The sequence below is a fragment of the Streptomyces sp. JJ36 genome (assembly GCF_021696945.1).
In the GTDB taxonomy this organism is placed as follows: Bacteria; Actinomycetota; Actinomycetes; order Streptomycetales; family Streptomycetaceae; genus Streptomyces.
The window spans coordinates 37,068-63,190 of record NZ_JACYHE010000014.1 but is presented as its reverse complement, the minus strand read 5'-3'; the positions used below and the strand labels follow the sequence as shown (position 1 = coordinate 63,190).

Genomic DNA, 26,123 nt, shown 5'->3' with positions numbered 1-26,123 from the left:
GGGGGGACCGGCGCCGTGGGCACCGAAGGCACCGGTGAAATTTTCCTTCACGCCATAGGTCACGGAAGGAAGATATTTTCGCCGCCTCGGAGCGTCAAGGGTGCGGAACCGGCCGTTCCCGCCGCCCACGGAACCGCCGGAGTCGCCTTCCGGAGCGGTCCCGAGCCGCCCGTGCCGGGTTCCGAGCCGCCCGTGCCGGGGTTCCGAGCGGCCCGTGCCGGGGTCCCGGGCGGCGCCCTAGCGGCCTCCGAACGCCCCCGGCACCGCCCACGGATTCACGTGCGGCCGAACTTTGGTGCAATTGAGGCATGGCTGAGCAATCTCCAGAGGAAACGCAGGCACTCGAACAGGCGCTGCACACCGCGCGGGCACTGGTCCTCGCCGACCTGACCGCGAGCGACGTCGCCGAGGCGGACGTCGTCTCCCTGGTGGAGGACGCCGTGGTGCACCGCCGCTGGTGGGTCGAGCAGTGGCCGGACGGCGTCGCCTTCGTCGGCGGGCTCATCGCCCAGGACGTCCAGGACGCGCTCCTGGACCGCTACGGGCGGTGGCCGCTCTGCCCGGTCTGCGGCGGCACCGACCTGCACGCGCTCGACATCGAGCCCGAACTCGGGGAGAACCCGCACTGGGTGTGCGGGAAGACCGCGACCGCGGTCGCGCGGGTGGGTTCCCTGGGGAGCCGGCTGTGACCCCCGGCAGACGTACGGCACGGGCGCCGGCCCCCGCACCGGTCCCGGCGACCGCGGGGCGGTGCCGCCGGTGACGGTCTACATCGACCCGCCCGTCTGGCCCGGGCACGGCCGTACCTGGTCCCATCTGGTGAGCGACGTCTCCTACGAGGAGCTGCACGCCTTCGCGGCCGCCATCGGCTGCCCCCGCCGCGCCTTCGACCGGGACCACTACGACGTGCCCGCCGAACGGTACGCCGCCGCCGTGCGGCACGGTGCCGTCGAGGTCACCAGCAAGGAGCTGCTGCGCCGCCTCACCGGCGCCGGCCTCCGCCGTCCCCGCCTCCGCGCCCCCTGAACCTCCCCCGACCGGCCCGGCCCCGGCCCGACCGGTTTGGCACCGGGCCGGAGCCGACCGGGCCGGACCGGCCCCCGCACCGGCCCCCGCACCGGCCCCGCCGCGCCCGGACGCGCCCGCCCGCCGGCCGTCCCCGCCGCCCCCGTGCCGTCCACGACGAGGGGGCCGGCGACCGCTGTGCGGTCACCGGCCCCCTCTCGTCCTTCCCGTTCCGTCAGCCGGCGTCGTGCACGGCCGAGACCGAGCCCTCCTCGTACTCCCACAGCCCGCGCCCCTCGCCGTCCTCCAGCGCGGCGCGCACCGGGTCGTACGGCACGCTCGCCGGCACGTCGAGCGCCAGGAGCCCGTCGAGCGGGGTGCGGTGCACCGTGGCCCCGAGAGCCGTCATGCGGTCGGCGAGCTCCCGCTCGGCCGCCTCACCGGCCTGCCGGAAGACGATCACCCGCAGGGTGGAGTGACCGCTGTGCTCCAGCAGCTCGTCGATCCAGGGCACCTCCGGCTCTCCGTGGTGCAGGACACGGACCACGTCCCCCACGGCGAGCCGCTTGGCGAACGCCGGCGGGTCCGCCAGCCGGTACCGGTGCTCGCCCAGCGGGACCGCGGTGACCTCCTCCTGCGCGACGGGCGGCCAGTCCCCCTCCTGCCGCAGCCGGATGTGGATGACCTCGTGCGCTGTGTCCATGTCTGCTCCGTACTCCCTGGGCACAGGCGTGTCACGGCCGTCACCATGGCTGTGGCCCATCGCTCTTCTCTCTGTTGCACGTCCGGCACAACGCCTGTCCGTTGCTGGGATCGCCGGACCCACCATGCGCCTTCGGGGTCCTATGGTCCACCTGGGCCTCCCGCGGGTCGGGGGTGACCCCCTTCTGGGACTTCTGCGGGACCACCAGTTCGACCTGGCAGTTGGGGTTGGCACAGCGGGCGATGCCGTCGGGCTGCCCGTCGGCGTTGCGCTGGATGACCTCGTCCTTGCCGGCCTTGGTGAAGTCCTTCCCGCCCCGGGAGCCCGGGGCTCCGCCACGGTTGTTCTTGGCGGTGAAGCCGTCCCGGGTCTTGCAGAACTGCGGACCGTTGGTGTTGTGGACGAGCAGCGTCTCGGTGCCGGCACCCACGTAGTACGTGTGGACGCCGTCGACGGTGAGGTCGTGCGTACGCTGCCGCTTCTGGAAGTGGCGGACCTCCTCGACCTCGACCGTGGTGCCGTCGGCCGTGCGCAGGAGCATGCCCGGGCGCAGCTCGCCGGCCTCGACCCACGCCTCCTCGGTCTCGGCCCAGAAGGGGTGGGTGGTCGTGGAGATCAGCGCCGCGGAGCCGTCGTCCGTGCGGACCGTGAGGTCGACGAAGTGCTTGTCGTCCTCCGTGACGATCGTGCCCACGACCTCGCGCGTCGTGGTCTTCCCGGTCTCGGGGTCGGTGACGGTGACCTCGTCACCGAGCCCGACCTCCTCGATGGGTCTGCTGGTCCCGTCGGCGAGCAGCACCCGTGTGCCGGGCAGGAAGCTGTGGCACTTGCCCTTGCCGAAGGCCTTCTTCGCCTTCTCCTTGGCCGCGGCCAGCTTGTCCCTGGCCTTGTTCAGCGTCCCGGAGTGCTTCCACATGTCCTTGGCGCCGCCGACCAGGTCGTCGAGCAGGCCCCAGACGCGCTTGACGAGCTTCGCGCCCTTCGCCCAGTTCCAGGGCGCGCCGTACTTGGCGAGGATCTTGCCGGCCAGGCCGCCGACGAAGGAGCCGGCGACGTTCAGCGCCGTCTCGCCGCAGGCGGCGAGGTCGCCGCTGGAGAAGCAGTCCATCGCCGCGTCGATCCCGAGGACGTCCTTGGCGATGTCGACGAGTTCCTTCGCGGCCTGCTTGGTCCGCTGCTTCGCCGCGTTGTACTGCCGCTCCGCGCGGTCCTTCTCCCGCTGGGCCTCCTGCACCTCCTGCGAGCCGTTGCCGCCCCAGCCGAGGACCTTCTGGATCTGCTGGAGCATCCAGTGGATCACCGGGATGATCGGGATGAAGAACCGGCCGGTGGGGTCGGACAGGGTGACCGGGCTGTTGTTGGCGTAGGCGTAGCCGCTGATCTGCTGCGGCTCGGAGTAGTCGATGAGCGGGTCGACCGAGAGGAACCGGCCCAGCGTGGGGTCGTACTGGCGCGCTCCGAGCTGGGTCAGCCCGCTCTGCGCGTCGACCGTGCCGCCGACGAAGCCCTTCTCGCCCGGCCAGGTGCCGGTGGCCTCGCCGCGTTCCAGCCCGTAGGGGTCGAAGCGCCGCTGGGCGACCTCGCCGCTGCCGGTGTCGACGGCCAGTTCTCCGGTGCCGTGATGGTCGGCGGCGAGGAAGGCCGCGGTGCCGTCGTCGGTGCGGACCGCGACGGTCCGCTCGGCGAAGGTGTAGTAGCGGGTGGCCTCCACCGTCGAGCTGCCCTTGGCCAGCCGCAGCTCCATGCCCGGCAGGTAGACGGTGGTGGCCGTCTCGTCGCGGCGCACCACCCGGTTGCCCTCGGCGTCGTGGACGTAGGTGCTGGTGTCCCCGTTCGCCTCGGTGGTCCGGGTCAGCTTGCCCTCGGCGTCCCACTCCAGGGTCTGGGTGTCGCCGCTGAGGACGCGTTCCGTGGTGTTGCCGCTCGCGTCGTAGGCGTAGGTGGACTGCCGGTCGACGGCGGGACCGTCCTCCGCCACGGTGGTGACCGCGTGCGGGCCGGCCGCGCCCTCGCCGTAGGTGTAGGTGCGGGTGACGTCCTGGGCCGGGTCCAGGCCCGTGTCGTGCACGACCTCCTTGGTGCGGTTGCCGATGGAGTCGACGGTGTAGGACTTCCAGTACGGCGCGGGTCCGCCCAGCGCCTGGCTGCCCGGTGCTCCCGCACAGGCCTCCGGTGCGGCGGCGCCGAGCCCGCCGCTGCCGGCGGTGCCCGAGCCGGCCGCGGTCTGCGCGGTGGCCTGCGGCGTCCAGGCCTCGGCGAGGCGGGCGCCGTGGTCGTAGGCGAAGCACTGGACGTCGGGCGCGGCCGCCCCGCCGACGGTGTCCGCGATGGACAGGACGTTGCCCGCCTGGTCGTAGGAGTAGTGGGCGTCCTTCAGCGGTGCGGTGGCCGACTCCTGGTCCACCACCGCGCGGGTCAGCCGGTCGGTGCCCTTCTCGTAGTGGAAGGTCTGCCAGAGCGTGTCGCCGTTGCCGGTGGAGAGTTCGAGCTGCTGGAGGAGGCTGGTGTTGGAGTACACCGCGTCCGTGACGTAGGACGTGTCGCCCGTCATGGACACCGGGCGCTGCAGGTCGTCGTAGCCGAAGACGACGGCTTCCGACGGCAGGTTCCCGGCCGCCGGCATGCCGACGCCCTGGACCGTGCCGTCCCGGTTGTAGCTGGTGGTGAAGGTGTACGTGCCGGCCAGGGCGCCCTCGGTGCCGGGCACCGAGTAGGCCGTCTTCAGCGGACGGTAGAAGTCGTCCATCGACTGGGTGACGGTCGCGAAGTACGCGGTGCCGCCGTCGACGTAGCGCAGCGAGGCCCAGGCCTTGCCCAGCCACCCGTCCCGGTCGTAACGGGTCTCGGTGAGCCGCGTGCCGGTGCCGGGGTCGCCCTCCCAGGTGCCGGTCACGCGGCCGAGGTCGTCGTAGACCGTGGAGACGGTACGGCCCCGTGCGTCGGTGGAGGAGACCGGCCGGTCGAGCGCGTCGTACGCGGTGGTCGTGGTGCCGGTGTCGGGGTCCGTGGAGGTGATCCGGCGTCCGCGCTGGTCGTAGCCGAACTCCCAGGAGTTGCCCTGGTCGTCGGTGACCTTGGCCAGTTCGCCGCCGGGGGTGTACGCGAACCGCGTGCTGTCGTACCCGGTGCCGGGCCCCGACGTCCCCTCCGGGACGGGCGAGGCGCCGTGGTGGTAGCGCAGCTCGGTGGTCCGGCCCGCCGCGTCGGTGATCCGGGTCTGCGGCACTCCGCCGACCGGCGGGTCGATGTGGGTCCGGTCGCCCTCGTACGTGTAGGTGGTGCGCCACTGCTCGACCCCGGCCACCGCGAAGATCTCCGCGGTGGGGCGGCCGAGCCCGTCGTACTCGTGCCGGGACTGGGCGCCGACCTCGCCGTTGGCGACGGTCACCAGGGTGTCGGAGGGCGCGCCGGTCGCGTTGTAGGTGGCGTTGGTCTTACGGATCTTGCCGGTGCCGTCGTAGAAGGTGTCGGCCACCATCCGGGAGCCGTCCGGGCCCTCGGTCTGCTTCTGCCGCGGACGCAGCAGTCCGTCGTAGAGCTGGTACTCCACGCCGTAGGAGCCGCTGATCTCCAGCTTCTCGGTCCGGACCGCGACCGGTTGGTCGCGGCGCACCAGGTAGGAGTACCTGATGCTGGGGGTCTGGGACTTCGCCCGGTCGGGCATCCACACGGAGACCAGCCGGCCCAGCGGGTCGTAGGCCAGGTCGGTCCGCTTCCCGTTGGGGTCGGTCTGCCCGGTCGACTGGCCCCAGGCGGGGGCGTAGTCGGTCGTGGTGACGTGCCCGCGCGCGTTGGTGACCTCGGTCTGCGAGATCAGGCCGTGGGCGTCGGTGTACGCGGTGGTCGTCGTGGCCCCGGACGCGTCCGTCTGGGAGGTCGGACGGCCGAACTCGTCGTAGGTGGTGGTTCCGGTGACCTGGTAGGCGGCCGTGGTGCCGTCGTGGGACTTCAGCCGCTCGGTCCTCGTGGCGTCGCCCGCGGTGGGCGCGTCGCCGAAGGCGCCGCCGTCGTAGGAGGTGCGCTCGTCGGCGATCACCTGCGTGGCGCGGTCCGGCGTCGTCCCGCAGGCGACGGAGACGGCCTCACTGCGGGACGGCAGTTCGTAGAGGTTCTTCGCCGGGTTGTCCGCGTACCACAGCCGGGTGCACCTGTCGTCCTCGGCGGTGGACAGGTCGCCCAGGTCCTCGATGCGGACGGCGCGCCCGGTGTCGTTCGACGCGTCGTAGAAGGAGGTCGACTCCGTCTTCCGCCACGTCCCGTCGCCCAGCCTGGTGTAGCCGCGGGTCTTCTTCGGCCGGACGAGGGTCGCCCTGCTGGTCTTCCACGGCTTCGTCTGGGTCGCCGTGACCCGCTTCCACGGTTCCGTGACGACCTTGGAGGCGACGGTGTCCCCGTCGTAGGTCCGGGCCTCGATCTCGAAGCCGGTGTACTCCTGGTGGCCGGTGTAGGTGCGTCCCGTCGAGTCGGTGACGGTCTCGGTGCGGGTGCCGCCGCCGGGCAGCTTGTCGCCGTCCAGGCCCTGAAGGTACGTGTAGTCGACACGCGTCTTCATGTCCTGGCCGTTGCCGCTGGTGACCGAGACCTCGCCGTAGCCCTGCCACTGGTCCCAGGTCAGCATGGACTCGTCGGTGATGCCGTCCGGCTCGCCGTGCCGCCAGCCCGCCGGGCCCCGGTAGTCGTAGCGGGTGACGAGGTCCTCGCCGCCGCCGGTGCGGTCGGTCTCGATGATCTCCGCGACGACGTACTTGTGGAACCAGTCGGTGATCGGGTCGATGTGCCCGGGCGGCGTCCACCGCACCGGGTAGCAGCGCTTGGTGGACGTGCCCGGTTCGGGCAGCGACCCGGCGCTGCACTCGGTGGGGGCGTAGTTGACGTCGAGCTGGGCGCCGGTCTCGGTCAGCACCGAGGCGAGACGGAAACGGTGGAAGGGGCCGATGTTGTCGCCGTCCCGGTCCACCCGGTTGACGAGCTGGATGCCCTGGAGCTCCAGCGACGGCAGCGCCGCGGTGCCGCCCACCCTGCCCTCGTGGTCGATCGCGGACAGCCACAGGGTCCGGGAGTCGTCGCCGTTGTCGGTGAAGAGGTGGGTGAACGTCCAGGCGTCCACGTCCTGGTAGCTGCCCGCCCCGGTGCGCATCTGCGTGGTGATTCCGGTCAGCCGCTTGCGGGTCCAGAACGTGGCCGCCGTCTGGCTGCTGTCGCAGGGGGTGCCCGCCTTGCAATGCCGGTCCACCGGGGTGTCCGGCCAGTGTGCGGCGTTGGCCTCGGTGAACTTCTCCGGGGCGCAGTCGAAGTCCGCGGTCGGCAGGCAGCGTTCGGCGGTGTGGAAGAGGACGCGGGCCGGCGCCGCGGACCCGAAGACCTCGCCGTCGCGCTGGCCGTACTCCACGCGCTTCAGGTAGCCGCCGCGGGTGTAGGCGGTGCCGTCGACGCCGGTCTTGCCGTTCAGCGCGTAGTGGTTGGTCTCCTTGCCGTAGAAGTAGGACATCACGTTGCCGTGGCTGTCCTTGACGTAGTCCAGGTTCCAGCGCCACGCCTGCCGGCACCAGGAGCCGGCGAACGTCGACGCGTGGCACGGCTCCCCGGAGTCGTCGCCGAACACGGGGGTGGTCCAGGTGGAGTGGGTCTGCGCGGCTCCGCTGGTCCAGCCGGGACGCCGGTTGAGCCCGAAGTGGTACTCGGTGCCGTCGGTGGTGGTGACGCGCCAGTGCTCGCCGTCGTCGTCGCCGTTGACCGTGCCCGTCAGCTTCTCGACCTCGGCGCCGTTCTCACCGGTCAGGTGCCACTCACCGGTGTCGTCGTCCTTGATCAGCTCACCGGAGGCGCCTTCGAGCATGAGGGTGGCGTTGTCGAAGGCCCAGCACTGTTCCGCGGAGTCCTCGTGGCCGTCGTCGGAGCACGGCTTGTAGCGCCGCTCGATGTAGCCGGGCTCGAAGGAGAAGCCCTCACCGATCCAGGAGCCCTGGTTGTTGGTGGCCGCGGTGCGGCCGTCCACCGCCTGCGAGGAGTAGCTCAGGCCGATGCTGGGCGTGAGGCCGCCGGGCGTCGGCACCGTCCGGAACGGATAGTTCCAGGAGAAGCCGCCGGAGGAGTCGGCCACCGACCAGCTCGCGGACGGGGAGAGCGGCGTGGCCCGGTAGTCGCCCTGGGCGGAGGAGCTGCCCGCCGTGAGCGCGTAGACGGTGCCGCTGCCGGCCGGACCGCTGGAGTCGGTCGTCAGGCCGGAGGAGTCCGGGGCCGCCGTCACCCGGGCGGTCACGGTCCCGGTGCCGGGGTCGTTCTCCGAGGGCAGCTCCTCGACGTCGCCCGCACAGCCCGGGTCGCCCGGCGCCCGGGTGGCCGCGCATCCCGGCAGCTCGACCAGTCTGAGCCGCCCGCCGTAGTCGCCTCCGAAGCCGTCGGCGAACTCCGAGTAGTCGAGGGACAGTTCGACCGGTGCCTGCCGGCTGACGCCGTCGGCGCGCTCGACCGTGAAGAGCGCGGCACTGCCCCACTTCCCGGCGGCCGCCCGGCCGAGCGAGGTGACCCGGACCGTGGCCGGCGGCGCGGAGGCCAGCGGGTCGCCGGAGGCACCGCGCTCGGGGCCGGCCTTCCGGCCCGCGGCGTCCGTACGTCCCAGACCGGCGGGCACCGCCGTGACCGGCACCCCTCCGGCCTCCGGCTTCCGCAGCCCACGGGCGCCCGGCAGCGCACGGGAGAAGGCGGAGACCGCGATCTCCGTGCTCCCCTTGCCCGGCCACTCGGCCGGGCCGAGCTTCCTGACCGCGGCCTTCCGCGCGGGGTCCGCACCCCGCGGCTTCACCCTGGCTTCGCCGACCTCGGCCGGGTCGCCGGGGTCCGGTACGCCGGGGCGCTCCGTGCCCCCGGGCGAGGCCGGGACGGCCTGCACCGTCCCGGACAGCAGGGCCAGGCTCAGACCGAGCACGATCGAGCCTGTCGTCCGGCGGCGTATGCGCCGGTTCAGCAGGCGTCCTGAGAAGGACTTCACGAGGTTCTCCCAAGTGCCGTGGGCATGAGACGTGCCGAGGAGTGTCGGCGGGAGGGACGGGAAGAGCGGGCCCCCGGCCGGTCGGCCGGGGGCCCGCGGGGAGCCGTGGCTACATCTGCGGCTGCGAGGTGAGCTGCGCCATGCGCTGCACCGCGGTGAGATCGGCCGCACCCCGGTACGCGCGGACCTCGTCCAGCGCACCCGCGAAGTACTGGCCGCCGCCCGTGGCCGTACGGCCCACCTGGAGACCGCCGGTCGCGCGCCACAGGGTGTCGTCCGAGGTGCGCGCCGACGCGGCGAGCTGGCCTTCGACGTACAACCGCAGCTCGTTGGCGAACGCGTCGTAGACGACCGCGAGATGCTGCCCGGAACCACCGGTGTCGGGGAGCTGCTGGTCGTCGGAGACGGTCGTCACCGCCGCGCCCGCCGCGTCCTCCTGGGCGACCGCGAGCTCCCACCGCCCGGTGGACGCCTGATAGCGCACCGCGAAACGGTCCGCGGCGGCGCCCGGCAGCGAGAGCACGGTCTGGGACCGCTCCGGATCGAGCGCGGTGAGCTGCGCCCGGGCCGCGACGGTGAAGCTGGCGTCGCCGCCGACCGGTGGTCCGGCCGTCGCCGCGTGGGCGTCCACACCGTCGAGGGTCAGGTGGCCGTCGCCGACCAGCGCCGCCTCGTCGAAGAGCGGGTCGGCCGGCTGGTAGATCGCCGCGCCGCCCTGCAGGGTGAGGGCCTCGCCGCCCGTCTGCACGTTGGCCGACGCGCCGTCGGTCGCCGCGTCCAGCGGCCAGTAGCCGGTGCGTTCCGGCCGGACGGTCATCAGCTCCGCCACCTGGTCCGCGGGCAGCACCCGGTCGAAGGCCCGCACCTCGGCGAGGTCGCCGTGGAAGTGGTCGCGGTAGCCGCTCTTCGCCAGCGACCGGCCGATCTGCAGGCTGCCGTACCCCGTCCAGTGGGTACGGCGGGTGGCGGTGGCCTGGAGCTGCTCGTTGACGTAGAGGCGCAGCTCGGGGCCGCCCGCGGCGTAGGCGTCGTAGACGCCGGTGAGCAGCACCCACTGGTCGGCGACGGGAGTGACGTCCGCCGCGGCGCCCCAGTGGCCGAGGCTGGTCACGTCGCTCACCGGGACGGAGAAGGACCAGCTTCCGGCGGCCGCGTCGTAGCCGAGCACAAAACCGGGTTCGCCGGAACCGTCCTGGCTGACCACGGTCATGTCGCGGTCGAGCGAGGCCGGGCGGACCCAGGCGCTCACGCTGAAGCTGGCGTCGGTGTCCACCACGGTGGCGCCGGCGTCCAGGTACGCGCCCCCGCCGCCGTCCAGGCGGACGGCGTCGTCGGCGCCCCCGCCGGGCCCGGGCACCCCGAACGTCACACCCGAGCCCGGGGACGCCGGGAAGCGGCCCGACTCGTCGTGCGCGTCCGTGCTGCCCGGCGGGTCGGCGAGGTTCCACTGGCCCGTGACCGGAGCCCCGTCGGTGACCAGGAACTCGTACTGCGCGGCGGTGCTGGAGTTGCCCGCCTGGTCCAGGGACTCCACCGTCACCCAGTGGCGCCCGGAGGACAGCGGGGTGAAGGTGACGGACGCGGAGCCGCCCGCGGTCGCGGGCGTCACGGTCCGGTACGCCTCGCCGTCGAAGGAGTAGCGGTACTCGACCACGTCCTCGTCCGGGATGGCGTCATCGGTGTCCGGGGCGAAGGTGAACGTCCCGGCCGTCCCGACACCGTGGTGCCACACCTGGTCGTCCGGGTACTGCTCGGAGCCGACCGCCGGTGCGCCGGGGCGGGTGCTGTCGTAGACGAACTCGCAGCGTTGCGGGGTGCCCGCCCAGCTCCAGTCGCCCCACGCGTGACCGTCGTAGGCGCGGGCGGTCCAGTAGATCACCGTGTTCTCCGGGATCGTCGACCGCACCGTGTGCGAGAACACCGTGCCCGGGTTCGGCGCCTTGTAGGAGGTGTCGTAGGTGTAGGACTGCTCGGTGCCCGAACCGTCCGTCCAGACCACCTTGAACTGCATCTTCACCTTGTCCGTACGGGACGAGGTGTGGTCGGGGTCGCGGGCCTCGGCGTGCAGCCGGGGCGGTTCGTCCACCGCGGGCCGGCCGGAGCCCCAGACGCAGGCGCCACCGGGGCTGGAGGACATCAGGCGGTGGTCCACCTGCCGGGGCGGGTTGTTGTAGGTCACCGACAGGTAGGTGTTCCCGCAGATCCGCTTCCACCCCCCGAAGGTGCTCTCGTCGGCCGCCCGCAGGCCGAGCGACAGGGACGACCAGCCGCCGTCCGCGGCGGCCTGCACCTCGCTGGTCAGCTCGCCGCCCTCGAAGTGCAGGTTCGCCTGGCTGGAACAGGAGGTGGGGGAGATCTTCTGGTCCACCGTCCCCAGGTAGTCGTCCCAGTCGTCCTTGGTGTTCCCCCAGTCGCTGGACGAGGTGACGGTGTGGTTCTTGCCGCCGATCCGGTACAGCCGGACGGGTTCGGCCCGGGCGTCGGCCCAGTACACGTGGGCGACCCGGGCGGAGAAGGTGGCCTTGAGGATCTGCTTGCCCGAGTAGGGGGACACCGGCATCGTGTACAGCAGCCGCCGCACGCCCACTCCGTTGCAGGACTGCGGGCTGTAGTCGGTCGGGCAGCGGCCCATGCCCGCGCTGCCGGAGTACTTCCAGTCCCGGCTGTCCGGGTAGCCGGACATCACGCCCGTCCAGGCGGAGCGGGACGTCGTCTTGTGCGCGGGGTCGATCACCACGGGGAAGACGGTGTCCGCGCCGGTGAGCAGTGCCTGGTCCGGCACGAGCGCGACGGTGTCGTCCGTGATCTCGACGTCGAGCGGCGCGGTCCGGCCGCCGCCTCCCGGGCCGTCGAGTTCCGCCCGGTCGGCGGGGACGGCCGGGGTGCCGCCCGCCGGATCGGCGCGGCGGAGCTGGGTGCGCGGGCCCGCCGGTGCGGCGCCCGCCGGCTCCTGCGTCTGCTCCGCCACGGCCGAGGAGTCCCACATGGCGGGGCGGCCCGACTCGAAGACGGTGCCGCCGACCGCCGAGTCCACCGCACGCAGCGTCCCGGAGCCGGTCTCCCGGACGTCCAGCCCCGCGGTGTCCAGTCCGAGTTCGATGCGGCCGAGCTCCGGGTTCTCCGCGGCCTGCGGTGTCTTCACCACCAGCAGGTGACGCAGCCCGTCGACGTCGGCGCGGGCCACCAGGTCGACGTCCGGCAGCACGTTCTCGTACGTGGCGGTGTCCCCCTCGACCTGCGGCTCCGGCAGTTCTCCGCCGGGCCAGGAGAGGGAGAACTCACGGCCCGCCTTGCGCATCCGGGCGAACGGCCCGCTGCCGCCGTCGGAGAACTCCAGCTCGACCGTGGCCGCCTTCGGCGCCCAGGCGCCGTCCGCGCGCCGGACCAGGGTGTCGTCGACGGGCACCCAGGTGCCGTTCTGCCGGGTGCGCACCGGCTGGGAGTACTCGCGTGCGGTGAACGTCCCGTCCGGGTTGGCGAAGACCTCGCGCCGCTCCCCGCGCAGCCCGGCGACCTCGACCTGCTCGCCGGTTCTGCGGGCGGCGAGCGTGGCCAGTTCCTCCGTCGGCCGGGGTGAGGCGTCCGGTGTCTCCTGCGACGCCGCGGCGACCGTGGGGGTCTGCCGTCCCGGGAATCCGGCCAGGCCGGCACCCAGCAGTCCCAGTACCGTCGTGGCGACCGTGGCGGTGCGCAGCAGCCCGGTGCGGTACCGGCCGCCGGGCGTCCGGAGGCGTTCCCGTCTCTCGTCCGGTGTGCCGGGTCTCATCGGATCACCGACCCGAAGGCCACCGTGGGCAGCCCCTCGCTTCCGGGCGTGAGCGACGTCGCCGGGTCCTCCGCCCCGGACGTCAGGTTCTGCCAGGGGAGGCCGTGCACGCCGCGGTCGGCCACGGCCCCGTACGGCAGGCCCACGAACAGCCGGTCCGGGGTCGCGAACAGGCTGGTGCCGACGAACTCCTGCTTCCCGTAGGTGCCGGGAAGCCCGCGCGAGCCCTTCTGCACCCAGGCGTCCGCGTCGCCCGGCGCGCCCAGCAGGGGGAAGACCTGCACGGCGCCGGCGTCGGGCGTGCCGGCGAGGTCCTCCCCGGGGATGCCCGCGGCGAGCAGCAGGGTGCCGGAGGTCCCCACCGATCCGGGCGCGGTGTTGACCGCGGCCAGGTGCTGCCCGAAGTGGTCCCCGTCCTCGGCGAGGCCCGCCACCCCCGAGATGTTCTGGTGGATGTCGGCGGTCTGGCGGACCGCGCCGGAGGCGGTCGCCTCCAGCACCACGACCCGGCCGGTGTTGCCGCCGCTCGGCAGCGCCTCACCGGGCGATCCGACGGCGATCAGCGAGTGCGAGGCGGACGACGCTCCGGAGGGGCGGTAGGGGACCATGGCGAGGGCGGCGCCGAAGCGGTCGCCCGCCTCGGCCGTCCCGTTGACGCCCGGGGTGTCCTGGTCGAGGCCGGCCAGGGGGTCCGGCAGGCCGTCCGCGTTGATCGTGTGGGCGAGCACCTGAACACCGCCGGAGAACTCCTCGTCCCCGATGGCCTCTCCGGGGTTTCCGACGGCGATGTGGCGGGGAGACCCGGCGACCGCGTAGCCGAAGCGGTCGTTCTCCTCCACGACGCCTGCGACACCGGGCTTGTCCTGGTGGACCGCGATGTTCGTGCTGCCCCGCAGGTAGTGGCTGGAGCCGGCGTTCACGGTCCCGTTCAGGTCCTCCCCGGGCACGCCGATCAGGATGTAGGGCTCGCCCGCCGACGTCTTCCCGGCGGCGACGGAGTAGCCCATCCAGTCGCCGGCCTCGGCGGACGAGCTCCCGATGCTGCCGGAGCCGCTGCCCTGGGCCAGGGCGAGGGACGAGGGGCCGGTGGTGAGGCCGCCGGGCGCGCCGTAGAGCACGTGCACCCAGCCGGCCTCCTTCTCGGTCCCGATGCTCTCGAAGGGCAGGCCGACCACCAGGTCGCTGTAGCCGTCCTCGTTCCAGTCCGTGACGGCGAGGGCGTGACCGTAGCGGTCGCCGCGCTCCGATCCGCCGGGGACGCCGGGCGTGTCCTGGTGGATCTCGGCCGTCCCCTTGCCGTCGCCGTAGAAGACCCGTATGAGGCCCGCCTCGGTCTGCCCGGAGACCGTCGCCTCGGGATCGGCGACGGCCACGTCCGGGGCGCCGTCCCCGTTGAAGTCGGCGGTGCCGCCGGCCGTGGACCCCGGGTCGGCGTTTGCGGTGCCGAAGCCGCCGGCGGCCGTCGCCAGCAGCGCGCAGAGCGTCACGGACGCCGCTGCCCCCCATACGGCTCTTCGCCGCCCCGTTCTGCCTCTGCGCACCCGGTCCTCCTCCGTCGTCACATGGTCGAATGCAGGCACAGATGGATCATGTCGCCTGCATGTTCATGTGGAGGAAGTGACCAGTCAAAGGCACATGTCCGACACGGGTCGTGATGCCTCGTCACATGTTCATTACAATTGATCTTTTCGCCCGGCGGCCGGGAACCGGGCCGTCCCGAGCCGGGCCTGACACGTCTTCCGCCGGGCCGGCCGGTCTCGTCCCTCGACGGAGGGGACCGCCCCCGGAAGAAGGGCCGTCCCGCAGCGGGGCCGGGAGGCTACCGGTGCCGGGGCGCGGCGGATGCGGGGTGCCCGTGCTCCGGGCGGGCGCCGGCGATCACCTGGGACCGGGCGGAGGCGCGGTGCAGGCGGGAGGCGAGGAGGGTGGCGCCGACCGCCGCCGCGGCGAGCAGGGCGCCGGTCCAGGCGACCGCCGGGTAGCCCCATCCGGCACCGATGACGAGACCGCCGAGCCACGGGCCCAGGGTGTTGCCGATGTTGAAGGAGGCGGTGGTCGTCGCCCCGGCCAGCGTCGGTGCGGCGTTCGCGACGTTGAACATCCGGGCGTTCAGCGCCGGCGCCGTGGTGAACGCCGTCAGTCCCAGCAGGAAGGCCAGGCCGACCGCCGCCGCCGGGCTGTGCGCCAGCAGCGCCAGGACGCCCAGCACCACGGCGGACGCGGCGATGCCCGCGTACATCGTGCCGAACAGGTGTGCGTCCGCGATCCGTCCGCCGATCGCCGTGCCGATCAGCGCGCCCAGCCCGAAGAGCGCCAGCACCCAGGGCACCCAGCCCTCGGCCAGGCCGGCGGTGCGGGTGAGCAGCGGGGAGAGATAGGAGAAGAGGGCGAAGACCGCCGCAGCGTTCAGCGCGATGGTCACCAGCGCCAGCCACACCTGCCGGTCGGCGTAGATGCGCAGCTCGCGGCGGAGCCGGGGCGCGTCCGCACCGGTCGCGGGGCGGGTGCGGGGCACCAGCGCCACCACCCCCACCAGGCCGAGCGCCGCCAGCGCGGCCACCGCCCAGAAGGCCGCCCGCCACCCGGCGTGCTGGCCCAGGAACGCCCCGGCGGGTACGCCCGCGATGTTCGCGACGCTGAGCCCGCCGACCATGACGGCCATGGCCCGCGCCCGCTGCGTCACCGGAACCAGTGACACCGCGACCGCCGCGCCGACCGCCCAGAACCCCGCGCAGGCCAGCGCGCTGACCACCCGGGAGACGAAGAGCACGCCGTAGGTCGGGGCGAGTGCGCCCGCGACCTGGCCCAGACCGAAGACCGCCAGCAGCGCGATCAGTGTGGTGCGGCGGGGCAGCCGCAGCGTCGCGGCGGCGAGCAGGGGCGCGCCGACCACCATGCCGATCGCGAACGCGGAGACCAGCATCCCGGCCTTGGGGATGGAGACGCCCATGTCACGGGCGAGCGGCTCCAGGATGCCGGAGAGCATGAACTCCGAGGTGCCGAGGGCGAAGACGGAGAGCCCGAGCACGTACACGGCGAGCGGCATGCGGGTGGCCGCGGCCTTTCGCGACGGCTCGTGCGGGACGGAACCGGCGGCCCGCCCGGGGGCGTTCGCGGTGCCGGCCCCGGCACCGTCCGGTGCGGCGGCCTTCTCCCGGGGCTCCGGTGGGGGCCCGGGAAGGTGCGGGGCGGCGGGTGTCTCGGTGCGGTGTGCGTCGGGCAGGTGGTCGGGCATACCAGGCGCCAACTCCGCAGGTGGGCCGCGCATTCCCCGGGCATGCGGGCCGTCGCAGGGCGTTCACGGGCCGGTCACCCGGACGCCGGGCTCGCTGGTGTGACGTACCTCACATTCTCCGGTGTCATACGGACGCCCGCCCTGGTGCGTGTGCCGTACGGCGCCCGCTCCCCGGGGGAACCACAGGGGCGGGACCGCGACGGGCCGCCCGACCAGCGGCCCGTGACGTCCGGGGGAGGACACCGCCCTGCCCGTCACCCGGGCCGGGGCGGTGTCTCGCCGGGCCGGCAGTCCCGCACCGGCTGCTCGTTCCGCGTCCGTACGCCGGGCAGCCAGCCGGTCGTGCCCTCCGGGGCGCGCACCCGGTACCAGCGCGTCGAGGAGATGCCGCTCTCGTCCGTCACCAGCGTGCCGTCCACCACCACGCACCGGGCGGGCAGCCGGTCGCCGTGCCAGACGAGCGCCGCCCGGTTGCCGGGTGCGGCATAGCGCTCGTACGGGTTGCGCGCGAGCCGCAGCGCGCACTCCTGGGTGCGCTGGTCGCGGCACGGCTCCTCGGCGTTGTACACGCTGAGGGTGACGCCCCGGCCCGCGGCGGGACCCGTCCCGGACTCCCGGTCCAGCAGCCACCAGCTTCCCGTCACCACCACGGCCACCGCCACCGCGGCCGCCACCACGCCCGGCGCCCCGGGCCCGCGCCACCACCGGCGTACGCCCGGTACGGGCGTACCGGCGTCCGCCTCCGGGTGGTCCGGGCGGTCCGGGCGGTCCGCAGACACCGGGGGCTCCGGGACCACGGCCCCGGCGCGGGCCGGGGCGGCGTACGGCTCCCCGCCTCCCGCGTCCCGGGCGTACGGCTCTCCGGGGCGCACGTCCCCGGCGTGCGGCCCGGCCGCGCACACCCGCTCCCACAACCCCTCGGGCGTCCGGATCTCCGCGTCCACCTGCCGGAGCCGCGCGGCCAGCCCGGCGGCCACCGCCTCCTCGGCCGCGGCGCGTTCCCGGCCCCGCGTCCGCCCCGGCAGCACCGTCCTCCACGCCCTCATGAGCTCTCCGCATCCGTCGAGGTGCCGCACCCGGCGGCGGACGGGTCGAGCACCCCGCGGAGCTTGCGCAGCGCGCGGGTGCGGGTCCGTGCCACCGTCCCGCGGTGGACTCCGAGAATCCCCGCGGCCTGGTCGAGGGTGTAGCCGTCCAGGTCCACCAGGACGACCACGCCCGCCTGCCGCACCGACAGTTTCCGCAGCAGGCGCAGGGCCTCCAGCTCCGCCGCCCGGCCCGCGACGCCACCGTCCCACGCTGCTCCCGCCGTCCCCGCGACGGGCTCCACCTCGGGCACCGGCACCTGCCGCCGCTCCCGGCGCCAGGAGTCCCGCACCACGCTCACCAGCGCGGCGAACGCGTAGGCGTACGGCTCCGGGTGTGCCAGGAAGCGCTGCGGGCGCGCGGCCAGCTTGAGGTACACCTCGTGCACCGCGTCCTCCGCGGTCTGCCGGGAACCGGTCAGCATGGCCGCCCGTCGGTAGAGCTTCTGGAGATGGGTGCAGAAGAGGGTGTCGAAGGCCGCGGAGCCGGACGATCCCGCGGCGGGCGGCGCATCCGGCGAGGGGGCGGAGTGCGACGCGGGAGGGGGCTCCCGCTCCGCGGCGCCGCCGTCGGGCGGCTGCTCGGACGCATGGACCACGAGTTGTCCGCTCCCCCGCTGTCGTCGGTGCCCGGGGTCGACCCCGCCATCGTGCCGACCTTGCCGAAACCCGTGCAACCCCGGTAGCTCCCCGGCCCCTGCCTCACCCGCATGAGCGAACGCGGGCGGCCCGCGCTCCCCCCGCGGCGCGCCGTGCGCGGTGCGGTGCTCATGCGCCCTTCGGGGCCGCTTCCGCCGGCGCCGGCGGCGGGGCCGGCGCTGCCGCATGGTTCGCGGCGCCCGGCGTCCGCACGGCGCTGAGAAGGGACTGCGCCTGGTTGTCCACGAAGTGGGTGAACACCTGCTGGGCGTAGCCGAAGACGACGGCCCAGGCGATGATCTGGGCGGACGAGTCCAGATACGTCAGCCCGGGGATGAACTCGCCCCGCATGAGCAGGATGCCCAGCACGGCGGTGAGCGCCCCGGTCGGCAGCTTGAGCAGCGCGAGGGTCAGCGGCACCTCGAACGGGGTCGCGGTGCCCCGGATGCGCCGGAGCGTCGCGGCGGCGGCGATGCACGCCGCCACCAGCCCCACCACCTCGACGACGAGATAGTCCACCGGCCGGGCGGTGGCTGCTGCGATCCTGCTGATCTCGGTGGTGTCCGCACCCTCCGGGATGCGTTCCGTGCCGACCGGGCAGACCGCGACCCGCCCGCCTCCCTCCGGCTGCTCCGGTGTGAAGCACAGCGGCACCTCGTCGTGGCCCACGACGCCCAGGAGCGCGACGAGGACGGCCATGACGGTCAGGCCGAGCATCACCCACCAGACGATGTAGATGAAGCTGCGCACCCGCATGGTCTCCCGGATGCTCGTCTGGCGGGCCACGCCCATGGCGTCGAGCAGGGTCTCCCGCTCCTGCTCCGAGGGAGGGTGCTCCCGGGACGCCGTCCGGGCGATCCGCTCCACCTCGACCCGCCGCGGATCGCCGGGCGGCATGTGCTCCTGCACGAAGGCCCGTACGCTCGGCAGCATCGACACGACGTCCCGCGGCTTCGAGAGCCGCAGCAGCGTGTTGTGCGCGGCGTCGATGTGGATCTGCCCCACGACGACATGGGACGCGAGCTTGTACCGGGAGGAGTGGTCGGGCGAGACGGCCTCCTCTGCCCTGTCCAGCTCCTCCCGGGCCTGCGTGAGCAGGTCGGCCTTCCGCCCGTCCCCCTCTTCCTTCGCGAACTCCCGCTGCCGGTCGTCGAGCAGCCCGCGCAGTTCGCTGACGCGGGCCCGGATGCCCTCACGGAGCTCCCAGGGCCCGGACTCGCCTGCACGGCAGCGCCGCCACTTCTCCATGGCCGCGATCTTGCCAACCGGAGCCCTCCGTCAGGAGCAGACACGCCTGCCCGCCGGGCGGCTCCCGCCCGCCGGCGGAACGCCGGCGCCGTCGTGGGGCGGGCCCGGCGCGCGGGCCGGGCGGCCGCCCACGGGGCGGCCCCGTCGTCCGGTGGCTCAGACGCTCAGCAGGTCCAGTTCGCCGCGGAGGTTGTGGCGCGCCGTGCGTTCCCAGTGCTCGCGGCCGTACGGGGTGCGGAAGAGGCGGGGGAGCGCCAGCAGCCGGTGCAGGACGGCCGCCCGGCCCTCGCGGAACGCCTCGTCGGGCACAAAGCCGTACTCCTGCCGCACGGCCGCCGCATAGTGCGCGTACGCCTCCGGCGAGCCGGCGAGCACCGCGAGGTCCGCGTCGCAGAGCGTCTCGCCGTCGGTGTCGCCGGGCTCCGGGTCGTGGTCGGTGGTCAGCCGCACCAGCCGGGCGGTCCCGGCCACCCGGGCGGCCGGGACGCCCGCCTCGGTCAGGGCGCGCTCGGCGAGCTGGGCGCTGCGCTCCTCGTTCTCGCTGCGGTCCGGCCGGTAGACGGCGTCGTGGAACCAGGCCGCCAGCCGTACGGCGTCCGGGTCGGCGGCGTGGTCGGCGAGGGTGTCGACGCGGTCCAGCACGTCCCGCAGGTGGGTGGTGGTGTGGTAGTGCCGCTGCGGCTCGGCCCAACGGTCCAGCAGGTTCTCGCCGTACGGCCGCGGATCGGGCCCGGGGCGCCCGTCGCGGGCGCGCGGCAGCAGGGTGCACCAGCGCTCCAGGAGGGCGGCACGGTCGGGCGGCGGCGGATGCGGGGGTCCGGGAGGCTCGGGCGGTTCGGGCATGGGGCCATTGTGCCCGGGGGGCGCTCTTCCGGGCCCGCGGGGCGTGTGGCACTCTGTGCGACATGTCTAGACCAATGCTCGAGGTGATCGCGCTCGACGCCGAGGACGCGCGTGCGGCACAGGCCGGAGGGGCGGACCGCCTCGAACTGGTCACCGACATGGCCGCCGACGGGCTCACCCCGTCGCCCGGCACGTTCGCCGCCGTACGTGCCGCCGTGGACCTGCCGCTGCGGGTGATGCTCCGCGCCGGCCAGGGCTTCGCGGCGGGCGACCAGGAGGCCCTGGACGCCCTGTGCGCCCGGGCGGCGGCCCTCCGGGCGGAGGGCGCGGACGCCTTCGTGCTCGGCTTCCTCGACGACTCCGGCCGGCCCGACCTGGCCGCGCTCGCCACCCTCACCGAGGCGCTGGACGGCTGCCCCTGGACCTTCCACCGCGCCGTCGACCGGGCCGCCGACCGCGACGGACTGCGCAGGCAGGTCGCCGGGATCACCGGACTCGACACCTTCCTCACCGCGGGCTCCGCACGGGGCGTGGACGACGGCTGGGAGGTGCTCTGCCGGGAGGCTGCCCGTACCCGCACCGGCGAGCCCGGCTACGGCGCCCGGCTGATGGCGGGCGGCGGGCTGCGGCTGGAGCACGTGCCGGGACTGCGCGACGCCGGCGTCACCGCCTTCCACATCGGCGGCGCGGCCCGCCCCGGCGGCTGGGACTCCCCGGTCACCGCCGACGCCGTCGCGGTCTGGCGCACCCTGCTCGACTCCTGATCCTGCGGCGGCACCCGGGCCCGCCCGCAGGCCACAGGAGGGCGCCCGGGTGCCTGCCGCGCCGGAGAGGGCGCTCCGGAGCGACCCCGCGGCGCCGCATGCTGCCTCCGGGGGGCCGTCCGTGGTCTGGTGGTAGGAGTGCACGCAAGGGAGGCCGCTGTGACGTACGACCGGTTCGGGCTGGCCCCGCTCCTCACCGCGGCGGAGAACGCCGCTCCCGTCGATTCCGTCGAGGTGGTCGCCCGCGACGTACGGGACCGCTTCGGGGCGCGCTCCGTCTCCTTTCTCTTCGTCGACATCGTCGGGCAGGAGCTGGTGCGCCTGCTCGGCCACGGCACCGGCTTCGGACCCGGTGGGCGCGGCGCCGAGCGCATCCCGTTGCACGGGAGCGTCTACGACGAGGTGCTGCGTACCCAGCAGGTCCGCAGGGCGGAGGACGGCGCGGGTGCGGAACGGGTGATCGCCCCCGTCACCAATCGCGGCGACAGCATCGGCGTGCTGGAGATGACCCTGCCGGAGGCCGACGACGACGTACTCGGCCAGATCGCGGAAACGGCCCACGCACTGGCGTACGTTCTCGTCACCGACCGCCGCTTCACCGACCTCTACCAGTGGGGCCAGCGCACCACCCCGCTGAGCCTGGCCGCGGAGATCCAGTACCAGCTGCTGCCGACCGCCTCCTGCTGCGAGGCCGCCGAGTTCACCCTCGCCGGGGCCCTGGCGCCCGCCGACGACATCAGCGGCGACACCTACGACTACAGCCTCGGCCGCGACAGGCTGCACCTGTCCATCACCGACTGCATGGGACACGACGTCGGCTCCTCCCTGCTGGCGACCCTCCTGGTCAACGCCATCCGCGGCGGGCGGCGCGCCGGGTACGGCATCGTCGGGCAGGCACGCGAGGCCCAGCAGGCACTCCTCGACCACGCCCACGGCGCCCTCGCCACCGGGCAGCTCGTCAGCATCAGCCTGGACGGGAGCGGCGCTCAGGTGGTGAACGCCGGCCACCCCTGGCCGCTGCGGCTGCGTGACGGGACCGTCGAGGAGGTCCCCCTCGCCTCCGGTCTCCCGTTCGGCGTCGACACGCCCGCCCCGCCCGAGGCCCAGCCGCTCGACCTGCGCCCGGGCGACCGGCTGGTGCTCTACACCGACGGCATGCAGGAGCGCGAGGCCGCCACAGTGGACCTGCGTGGCCTGCTGTGGGAGTCCCGCGACGAGCACCCGCGCGAGGTGGTGCGGCACCTCACGGGCGCGGTGCACGAGGCGTCCCACGACCACTTGCAGGACGACGCCACCGTCCTCTGCCTGGACTGGTACGGCCGCAGCCCCGGCGGCCGCCGGCGCACGGCCGGAGGTGCGGACCTGCCCGCCTGAACGGGGCGTCCCCACCGAGAGGGGACCGCAAGCCTGCACGCCTCCCCCCGTGGCCCCGGCGACGCGTCGGGGCCACGGGGGGAGGGTGTGCGGCTCGTCAGGCGGTGAGGTCGCCGGACCGGACGGCGGTGACGAAGGCGGCCCAGCCACCCGCCGGGAAGACCAGCGCCGGACCCTGCGGGACCTTCGAGTCGCGCACCGGAACGGCACCGGGGTGGCCGTCGGCGACCTCCAGGCATTCGGCGCCATCGCCGTTGCTGTAGCTCGACTTGCGCCATCCGGTCAGCACGGACGCATCAGTTATCGTCTTCATCCTCGTACTCTCCCAGGTAACGACTGATCAGATCGAGGGACTCCCGCTCCGGGAGGGCCTTCGATCGGGAGATATCCAAGCGCTGGGTGAGGCCCAGCACCCTGCCGGGGGATTCGATCGCCTCGCCGGAGATGAAGCTTTCGACGTATGCCAGCGAGGAGCCGTTCCGTAGCGTGAGCAGGCTCAGGCTACCGCCCAACGTCGGGTACTCACCTTGCTCGAACGGCAGCACCTGGATGGTCAGCCGGGTGGACGCGGCCACCCCCAGCAGGTGGCGGAGCTGGCCCGCCATGCACGACGGCCCGCCGATCGGGCGTCGTAGTGCGGCCTCGTCCATGATGCCCCAGTAGAGCGGCGGTTCCGGGCGGTCGAAGACGTGTTTGCGCCGCATCCGCGTGACGACGCGTTCCTCGGTCGCCCCCTCGGACTCCCCGGGCAGTGACACCCGGAAGAGCGCCCGGGCGTACTCCTCGGTCTGGAGCAGCCCCGGAACCAGGCTGCTGCCGAACACCTGGATGCGTACCGCGTTCTCCTCGCTGCTCAGGATGGCGCGGCCGTAGTCGGGTACCGAGGCGTCCTGCGCCATGGTGAGCAGTTCGCCGAGCAGGCCGTCCGCGCTGAAGTAGCTGTCCAGGTCCTCGGCGAGGGAACCGGAGGGCAGCTGCTCGCCGCGTTCGACGCGGCTCAGATACGTGTGCGGGTAGCCGACCTTGTCGGCCAGCGCCCGCTGGGAGAGCCCCTCGGCCTCGCGCAGGCGGCGCAGGCGCCGCCCGAGCACGATGCGCGGAGTGGGCCTGCGGTCGTCTTCGTTGGTCAGCTCCATGCCGGACGCACCTCAACTCGCTGTCCACAAACCACCTTCGGTGACGGCTCGATCGTGCACACACCGTGCTCGATCCGTCACCCTGGTGGAGTGCCGCAGCCGCACGGCGCAACCACGTCACAAAGCCCCCGCGACCTGGGCGCATCCAGGTCCGGGGGCGTGGTCTCAACTACAGGAAGCTGACGACATGTTCCACACTATCGTGCGAATCGGGGCCGCGCTGTTGCACCGGCTCTGTCCGGCCACGGGACGCCACCGGGCAGGGCTGCCCGCGGAGGGCCGTCAGGCGGGGGCGCCCTCCGTGGTGGGGGAGGCGGGGGAGGCGGCTGCGCCGCCCGTACGCCGCCGGGGCGTCGAACGGCGCCCGGTGGCGGTGCTGTTGCCGCTGACCGATCTCGAACCCCCGCTGATCCGCCCGTACCTGCTCACGCCCGAGGAGCGCGCCGAACGCCGGGCGCACCGGGAGCGGTGGCGTGCGCTGCTGCCACCGGCGCGCGGCTACGCCGACGCGCCCGGCTTCCCGTACGGCGCCGAGGAGGCGGCACGTTGACGTACGACCCGGAGCACCCCATGGACCGCGGATCCGCGCTTCGGCTGCTCCCCTGGGCGACGCCCGACGGCCGGCCGTGCTTTCTGAGCACCGACGACGACGCCGGGCTGCTCTCCTCCCTCGCGGATGCCGTCGAGGAGGAGCAGATGCGGGACGGGGCCGTCGCACTCACGGAGGCCGAGGCGGTGCTGGACGACCCGGCGGCCGGCTCTCTCACACTCCGGCTGGCCCTGAAACGGACGGGCGGCGCGCTCGGTGACGTGCTGCGCATCGCCGACAGCCGTGGCGGTCGGCTGCCCGTGCCGTGCGACGACCCGGGACCGACCGGCGCGAACGGCCCGGTGCCCGGCGGCTCTGCACCCTGAGCAGTGCGGTGCGTGAGCGCGCGACGGAGGGCACCCGCTGCTGTGTCCGGCTGCGCCGGGAGGAGTCCGACGCGCGCTTCCCCGGGCTGCTGGCGACGCTGCTGACGCTGGCCGCCGCCGCAGCCCCGCACCCACGGCTCCGCCCGCTGGGACGGGCACTCCTAGGGTGGCCCCATGGCCGAGGGTTACTGGAACCACAACGTGCACTACCACTCCCTCGTGCTGGACGCCGTGCCCGAGCGGTGCGGGGCGGCGCTGGACGTCGGGTGCGGGGACGGGCTGCTGGCGCGGCGGCTCGCCCAGCGGGCCGAGGCCGTGGTGGGAGTGGACGTCGACGCCGAGATGATCCGGCTGGCGCGGGAGCGCAGCGCCCGCGTCGACAACGTCACCTTCGCCGAAGCGGACCTGCTGGACGACGGGCACGGCCTGCTCGCCGACGGGAAGTACGGGTTCGTGAGCGCCGTCGCCGTCGTCCACCACGTCGGCCTCGCGGAGGCGCTCGCGGCCATGCGGCGACTGCTCGCGCCGGGCGGTCGCATGGTGGTGGTCGGGCTGGCCCGCAACCGTACGCTGCTGGACTGGGTGGTCAGCGGTGCCGGGGTGCCCGCGGCCCGGGTGCTCGCCCGGCGGCACGGCGGCACGGACCATCCCCCGGGGATGCGGGTGGTGATGCCGGAGACGAGTTGGGGCGCGGTGCGCCGCGACGCGCGGCGCCTGCTGCCCGGCTGCCGGGTGCGGCGGCACCTGCTGTGGCGCTGGTCCCTGGTGTGGGAGAAACCGCACGATGCCGCGGCCCCATGACCCCGGTGGCGGCCGACCGTGCCGCGCGCGGCGTCAGGGGAGCCGGTCGAGGAAGCCGAGTACCCGCTGGAGGACCTGTGCCACGGCGTGCTCGTCGTACGAGGGCAGGCTGTCGTCGGTGAACAGGTGCCGGTCGCCGGGGTAGAGGAACAGCTCGGCGTCCGCCGCCGTCGCGGTGAGCGCGCGGGCGGCCTCCACGTCGCCCTCCCCGGCGAAGAACGGGTCCCCGTCCATGCCGTGGACCTGGACGGGCACAGCGGAGGGCCACTCCCCGCCGAACTCCGCGTCCGGCACGCAGGCTTCGAGCAGCAGCGCGCCCCGCGCGCCGGGGCGGGTCCGGGCGAGCTTCTGCGCCGGCAGCACGCCGAGCGAGAGCCCGGCGTAGACGAGCTCCGCGGGCAACTCCTCGGCGGCTGCGGTGCCGCGCTCGACGAGGGTGCCGAACCCGGTCTTCTCGGCGTACCCGATGCCCTCCTGGAGGGTGTCGAAGACGTGCCCCTCGTAGAGGTCCGGGACGTGGACGGTGTGCCCGGCCTCCCGCAGTCGGCCGGCGAACGCGCGGACGCCGGCGGTCAGCCCGTGCCCGTGGTGGAAGAGGAGTACCTCGGCCATGTCGCTCCCTCGTGCCGGGGCGCCCGGGCGGCGCCCCGGCACGAGTATGGGACGCGCCACCGACAGCCCGTGGGGCTCGTGGCGGCGTGCGGGGCGCGCGGGCGGCGTCGGCCACGGACCCGGCATCGGCGTCCGGCGGCGCGTTCCGCCGTGCGCGTCCCGGCAGCGAGAGGCCGGGTGACGTTGCCGGATCGTACAGAGGCGCGGCGGGCACCCTGCCGGGCACGCTATGGAGTCACGGGATCACCGATACCGGGAGGCGTGATGGTGTTCCTCGCCGTGGTGGGTGTGCTGATGCTGCCGCTGTTCGTCATGGTCGCGCTCGACGTCCGCAGGGACCGGCGGCGCGGAGGCAGCGAGAAGATCACGGAGCGGCTCCGGACCGAGGCGGCGGCCCGGGACCGGGCAGCCGCCTCGGTCCGGAGCCACCGGGCGTCGTACGCCCGCGGACTGTAGCGCGGGCCCCGGGCCGCGGCGGGCCCGGTCGGGACGCAGCCCCGGGCCGGTAGGAGCTCCGCCGCGGGCGGCCCGCGGTCAGCCCTCGGTGGGGTTCCAGGGCTCGGTGGGCTGGAGGACGGCCTCATGCAGGGCCTCCGTGCGCAGCCGCGTGACCTCCTGGTATTCGGGGTCGGCGACCATCCGGCTGAACGCCTCGCGGCTCGGGTAGCGCACCAGCAGGACCGCGTCCCAGTCCTGCCCCTCCTCGGCGACCAGCGGGGTGGAGCCGGTGCCGGCGTAGAGGACCTTGCCGCCGTAGCGCGGGAGGAAGGTGGCGTCGAGTTCGGCGGCGTAGCGCCGGTAGGAGTCGCGGCCGCCCTCGCGGAAGCGCAGCAGGTTGAGCATCACGACGGGTCCGCCGGGGTCCTCGGCCAGATACCGCTTCAGATCAGCGCCGCGCGGGTCCACTGCCATCTCGATCGACTCCTCGTCCGTCCGTCCCGGTGTGCCGGTGCGCCATGCCGCCTGGCAGGACCAAGCAGATGACCAAGCGCTTGCTTTTACGTGCCCG

Annotated in this window: 21 protein-coding genes; 8 read left to right on the top strand and 13 right to left on the bottom strand. The window is 74.0% G+C overall.

Annotated features, from left to right (window positions below; genetic code table 11):
• Positions 1–308 precede the first annotated feature (308 nt).
• A complete protein-coding gene (locus HOY81_RS08435; RefSeq protein ID WP_237319610.1) occupies positions 309–689 on the top strand; it encodes a hypothetical protein in 381 nt (126 codons plus the stop codon).
• A 70-nt stretch (positions 690–759) separates the two neighbouring features.
• Positions 760–1,026: a DUF4031 domain-containing protein gene (locus HOY81_RS08430; RefSeq protein WP_237319609.1), complete on the top strand. Its 267-nt coding sequence runs from the start codon at positions 760–762 to the stop codon at positions 1,024–1,026.
• A gap of 214 nt (positions 1,027–1,240) precedes the next feature.
• Here the strand turns inward: HOY81_RS08430 and HOY81_RS08425 are convergent, their stop codons facing one another.
• The 9 genes from HOY81_RS08425 to HOY81_RS08385 form a co-directional block, all read right to left on the bottom strand.
• Positions 1,241–1,708: a DUF4265 domain-containing protein gene (locus HOY81_RS08425; protein WP_237319608.1), complete on the bottom strand. Its 468-nt coding sequence runs from the start codon at positions 1,706–1,708 to the stop codon at positions 1,241–1,243.
• Between the two features lie 40 nt (positions 1,709–1,748).
• Positions 1,749–8,696 carry a polymorphic toxin-type HINT domain-containing protein gene (locus HOY81_RS08420; RefSeq protein ID WP_237319607.1) on the bottom strand — a complete coding sequence of 2,316 codons (6,948 nt, stop codon included), beginning with the start codon at positions 8,694–8,696 and terminating at the stop codon, positions 1,749–1,751.
• Positions 8,697–8,805: 109 nt separating this feature from the next.
• Positions 8,806–12,462, bottom strand: coding sequence for a LamG-like jellyroll fold domain-containing protein (locus HOY81_RS08415; protein ID WP_237319606.1), 3,657 nt, complete (start codon positions 12,460–12,462; stop codon positions 8,806–8,808).
• Complete coding sequence (locus HOY81_RS08410; RefSeq protein WP_237319605.1) at positions 12,459–14,042, bottom strand: VCBS repeat-containing protein; 1,584 nt, start codon at positions 14,040–14,042, stop codon at positions 12,459–12,461. Before HOY81_RS08410 ends, HOY81_RS08415 begins: the two co-directional genes overlap by 4 nt.
• Before the next feature lie 239 nt (positions 14,043–14,281).
• Positions 14,282–15,508 carry a Cmx/CmrA family chloramphenicol efflux MFS transporter gene (locus tag HOY81_RS08405; protein ID WP_237319654.1) on the bottom strand — a complete coding sequence of 409 codons (1,227 nt, stop codon included), beginning with the start codon at positions 15,506–15,508 and terminating at the stop codon, positions 14,282–14,284.
• Between the two features lie 443 nt (positions 15,509–15,951).
• A complete protein-coding gene (locus tag HOY81_RS08400; protein WP_237319604.1) occupies positions 15,952–16,743 on the bottom strand; it encodes a hypothetical protein in 792 nt (263 codons plus the stop codon).
• Complete coding sequence (locus tag HOY81_RS08395) at positions 16,740–17,381, bottom strand: RNA polymerase sigma factor (protein WP_237319603.1); 642 nt, start codon at positions 17,379–17,381, stop codon at positions 16,740–16,742. The genes HOY81_RS08400 and HOY81_RS08395 overlap by 4 nt, the downstream gene beginning before the upstream one ends.
• A gap of 169 nt (positions 17,382–17,550) precedes the next feature.
• Positions 17,551–18,669 carry a hypothetical protein gene (locus HOY81_RS08390; protein ID WP_237319602.1) on the bottom strand — a complete coding sequence of 373 codons (1,119 nt, stop codon included), beginning with the start codon at positions 18,667–18,669 and terminating at the stop codon, positions 17,551–17,553.
• 156 nt (positions 18,670–18,825) lie between these two features.
• Positions 18,826–19,512, bottom strand: a complete 687-nt coding sequence (locus HOY81_RS08385) for a hypothetical protein (RefSeq protein WP_237319601.1) — start codon at positions 19,510–19,512, stop codon at positions 18,826–18,828.
• A 62-nt stretch (positions 19,513–19,574) separates the two neighbouring features.
• Between HOY81_RS08385 and HOY81_RS08380 the strand changes: the two genes are divergently transcribed.
• Both HOY81_RS08380 and HOY81_RS08375 read left to right on the top strand, forming a co-directional pair.
• Positions 19,575–20,276 (top strand): copper homeostasis protein CutC, encoded by a 702-nt coding sequence (locus tag HOY81_RS08380; protein ID WP_237319600.1) that lies wholly within the window; start codon positions 19,575–19,577, stop codon positions 20,274–20,276.
• Between the two features lie 159 nt (positions 20,277–20,435).
• Positions 20,436–21,650: a PP2C family protein-serine/threonine phosphatase gene (locus HOY81_RS08375; RefSeq protein ID WP_237319599.1), complete on the top strand. Its 1,215-nt coding sequence runs from the start codon at positions 20,436–20,438 to the stop codon at positions 21,648–21,650.
• 97 nt (positions 21,651–21,747) lie between these two features.
• Here the strand turns inward: HOY81_RS08375 and HOY81_RS08370 are convergent, their stop codons facing one another.
• Together HOY81_RS08370 and HOY81_RS08365 are read right to left on the bottom strand one after the other, a co-directional pair.
• Entirely contained in the window at positions 21,748–21,963 is a 216-nt protein-coding gene (locus HOY81_RS08370) for a DUF397 domain-containing protein (protein WP_237319598.1), read from the bottom strand.
• A complete protein-coding gene (locus HOY81_RS08365) occupies positions 21,947–22,741 on the bottom strand; it encodes a helix-turn-helix transcriptional regulator (RefSeq protein ID WP_237319597.1) in 795 nt (264 codons plus the stop codon). The genes HOY81_RS08370 and HOY81_RS08365 overlap by 17 nt, the downstream gene beginning before the upstream one ends.
• A 232-nt stretch (positions 22,742–22,973) precedes the next feature.
• Between HOY81_RS08365 and HOY81_RS08360 the strand changes: the two genes are divergently transcribed.
• The 3 genes from HOY81_RS08360 (at position 22,974) to HOY81_RS08350 (ending at position 24,502) form a co-directional block, all read left to right on the top strand.
• The gene (locus HOY81_RS08360; RefSeq protein WP_237319596.1) at positions 22,974–23,336 is read left to right on the top strand and encodes a hypothetical protein; all 363 of its coding nucleotides are present in this window, start codon (positions 22,974–22,976) and stop codon (positions 23,334–23,336) included.
• Positions 23,333–23,701 (top strand): hypothetical protein, encoded by a 369-nt coding sequence (locus HOY81_RS08355; RefSeq protein ID WP_306423456.1) that lies wholly within the window; start codon positions 23,333–23,335, stop codon positions 23,699–23,701. The genes HOY81_RS08360 and HOY81_RS08355 overlap by 4 nt, the downstream gene beginning before the upstream one ends.
• Before the next feature lie 174 nt (positions 23,702–23,875).
• Positions 23,876–24,502 (top strand): bifunctional 2-polyprenyl-6-hydroxyphenol methylase/3-demethylubiquinol 3-O-methyltransferase UbiG, encoded by a 627-nt coding sequence (locus tag HOY81_RS08350; RefSeq protein WP_237319595.1) that lies wholly within the window; start codon positions 23,876–23,878, stop codon positions 24,500–24,502.
• A gap of 33 nt (positions 24,503–24,535) precedes the next feature.
• Here HOY81_RS08350 and HOY81_RS08345 read toward each other — a convergent pair whose 3' ends face one another.
• Complete coding sequence (locus HOY81_RS08345; RefSeq protein ID WP_237319594.1) at positions 24,536–25,114, bottom strand: dienelactone hydrolase family protein; 579 nt, start codon at positions 25,112–25,114, stop codon at positions 24,536–24,538.
• A 264-nt stretch (positions 25,115–25,378) separates the two neighbouring features.
• Between HOY81_RS08345 and HOY81_RS08340 the strand changes: the two genes are divergently transcribed.
• Entirely contained in the window at positions 25,379–25,570 is a 192-nt protein-coding gene (locus tag HOY81_RS08340) for a hypothetical protein (protein WP_237319593.1), read from the top strand.
• 78 nt (positions 25,571–25,648) lie between these two features.
• Here the strand turns inward: HOY81_RS08340 and HOY81_RS08335 are convergent, their stop codons facing one another.
• The gene (locus HOY81_RS08335; RefSeq protein WP_237319592.1) at positions 25,649–26,026 is read right to left on the bottom strand and encodes a DUF1330 domain-containing protein; all 378 of its coding nucleotides are present in this window, start codon (positions 26,024–26,026) and stop codon (positions 25,649–25,651) included.
• Positions 26,027–26,123: the final 97 nt, after the last annotated feature.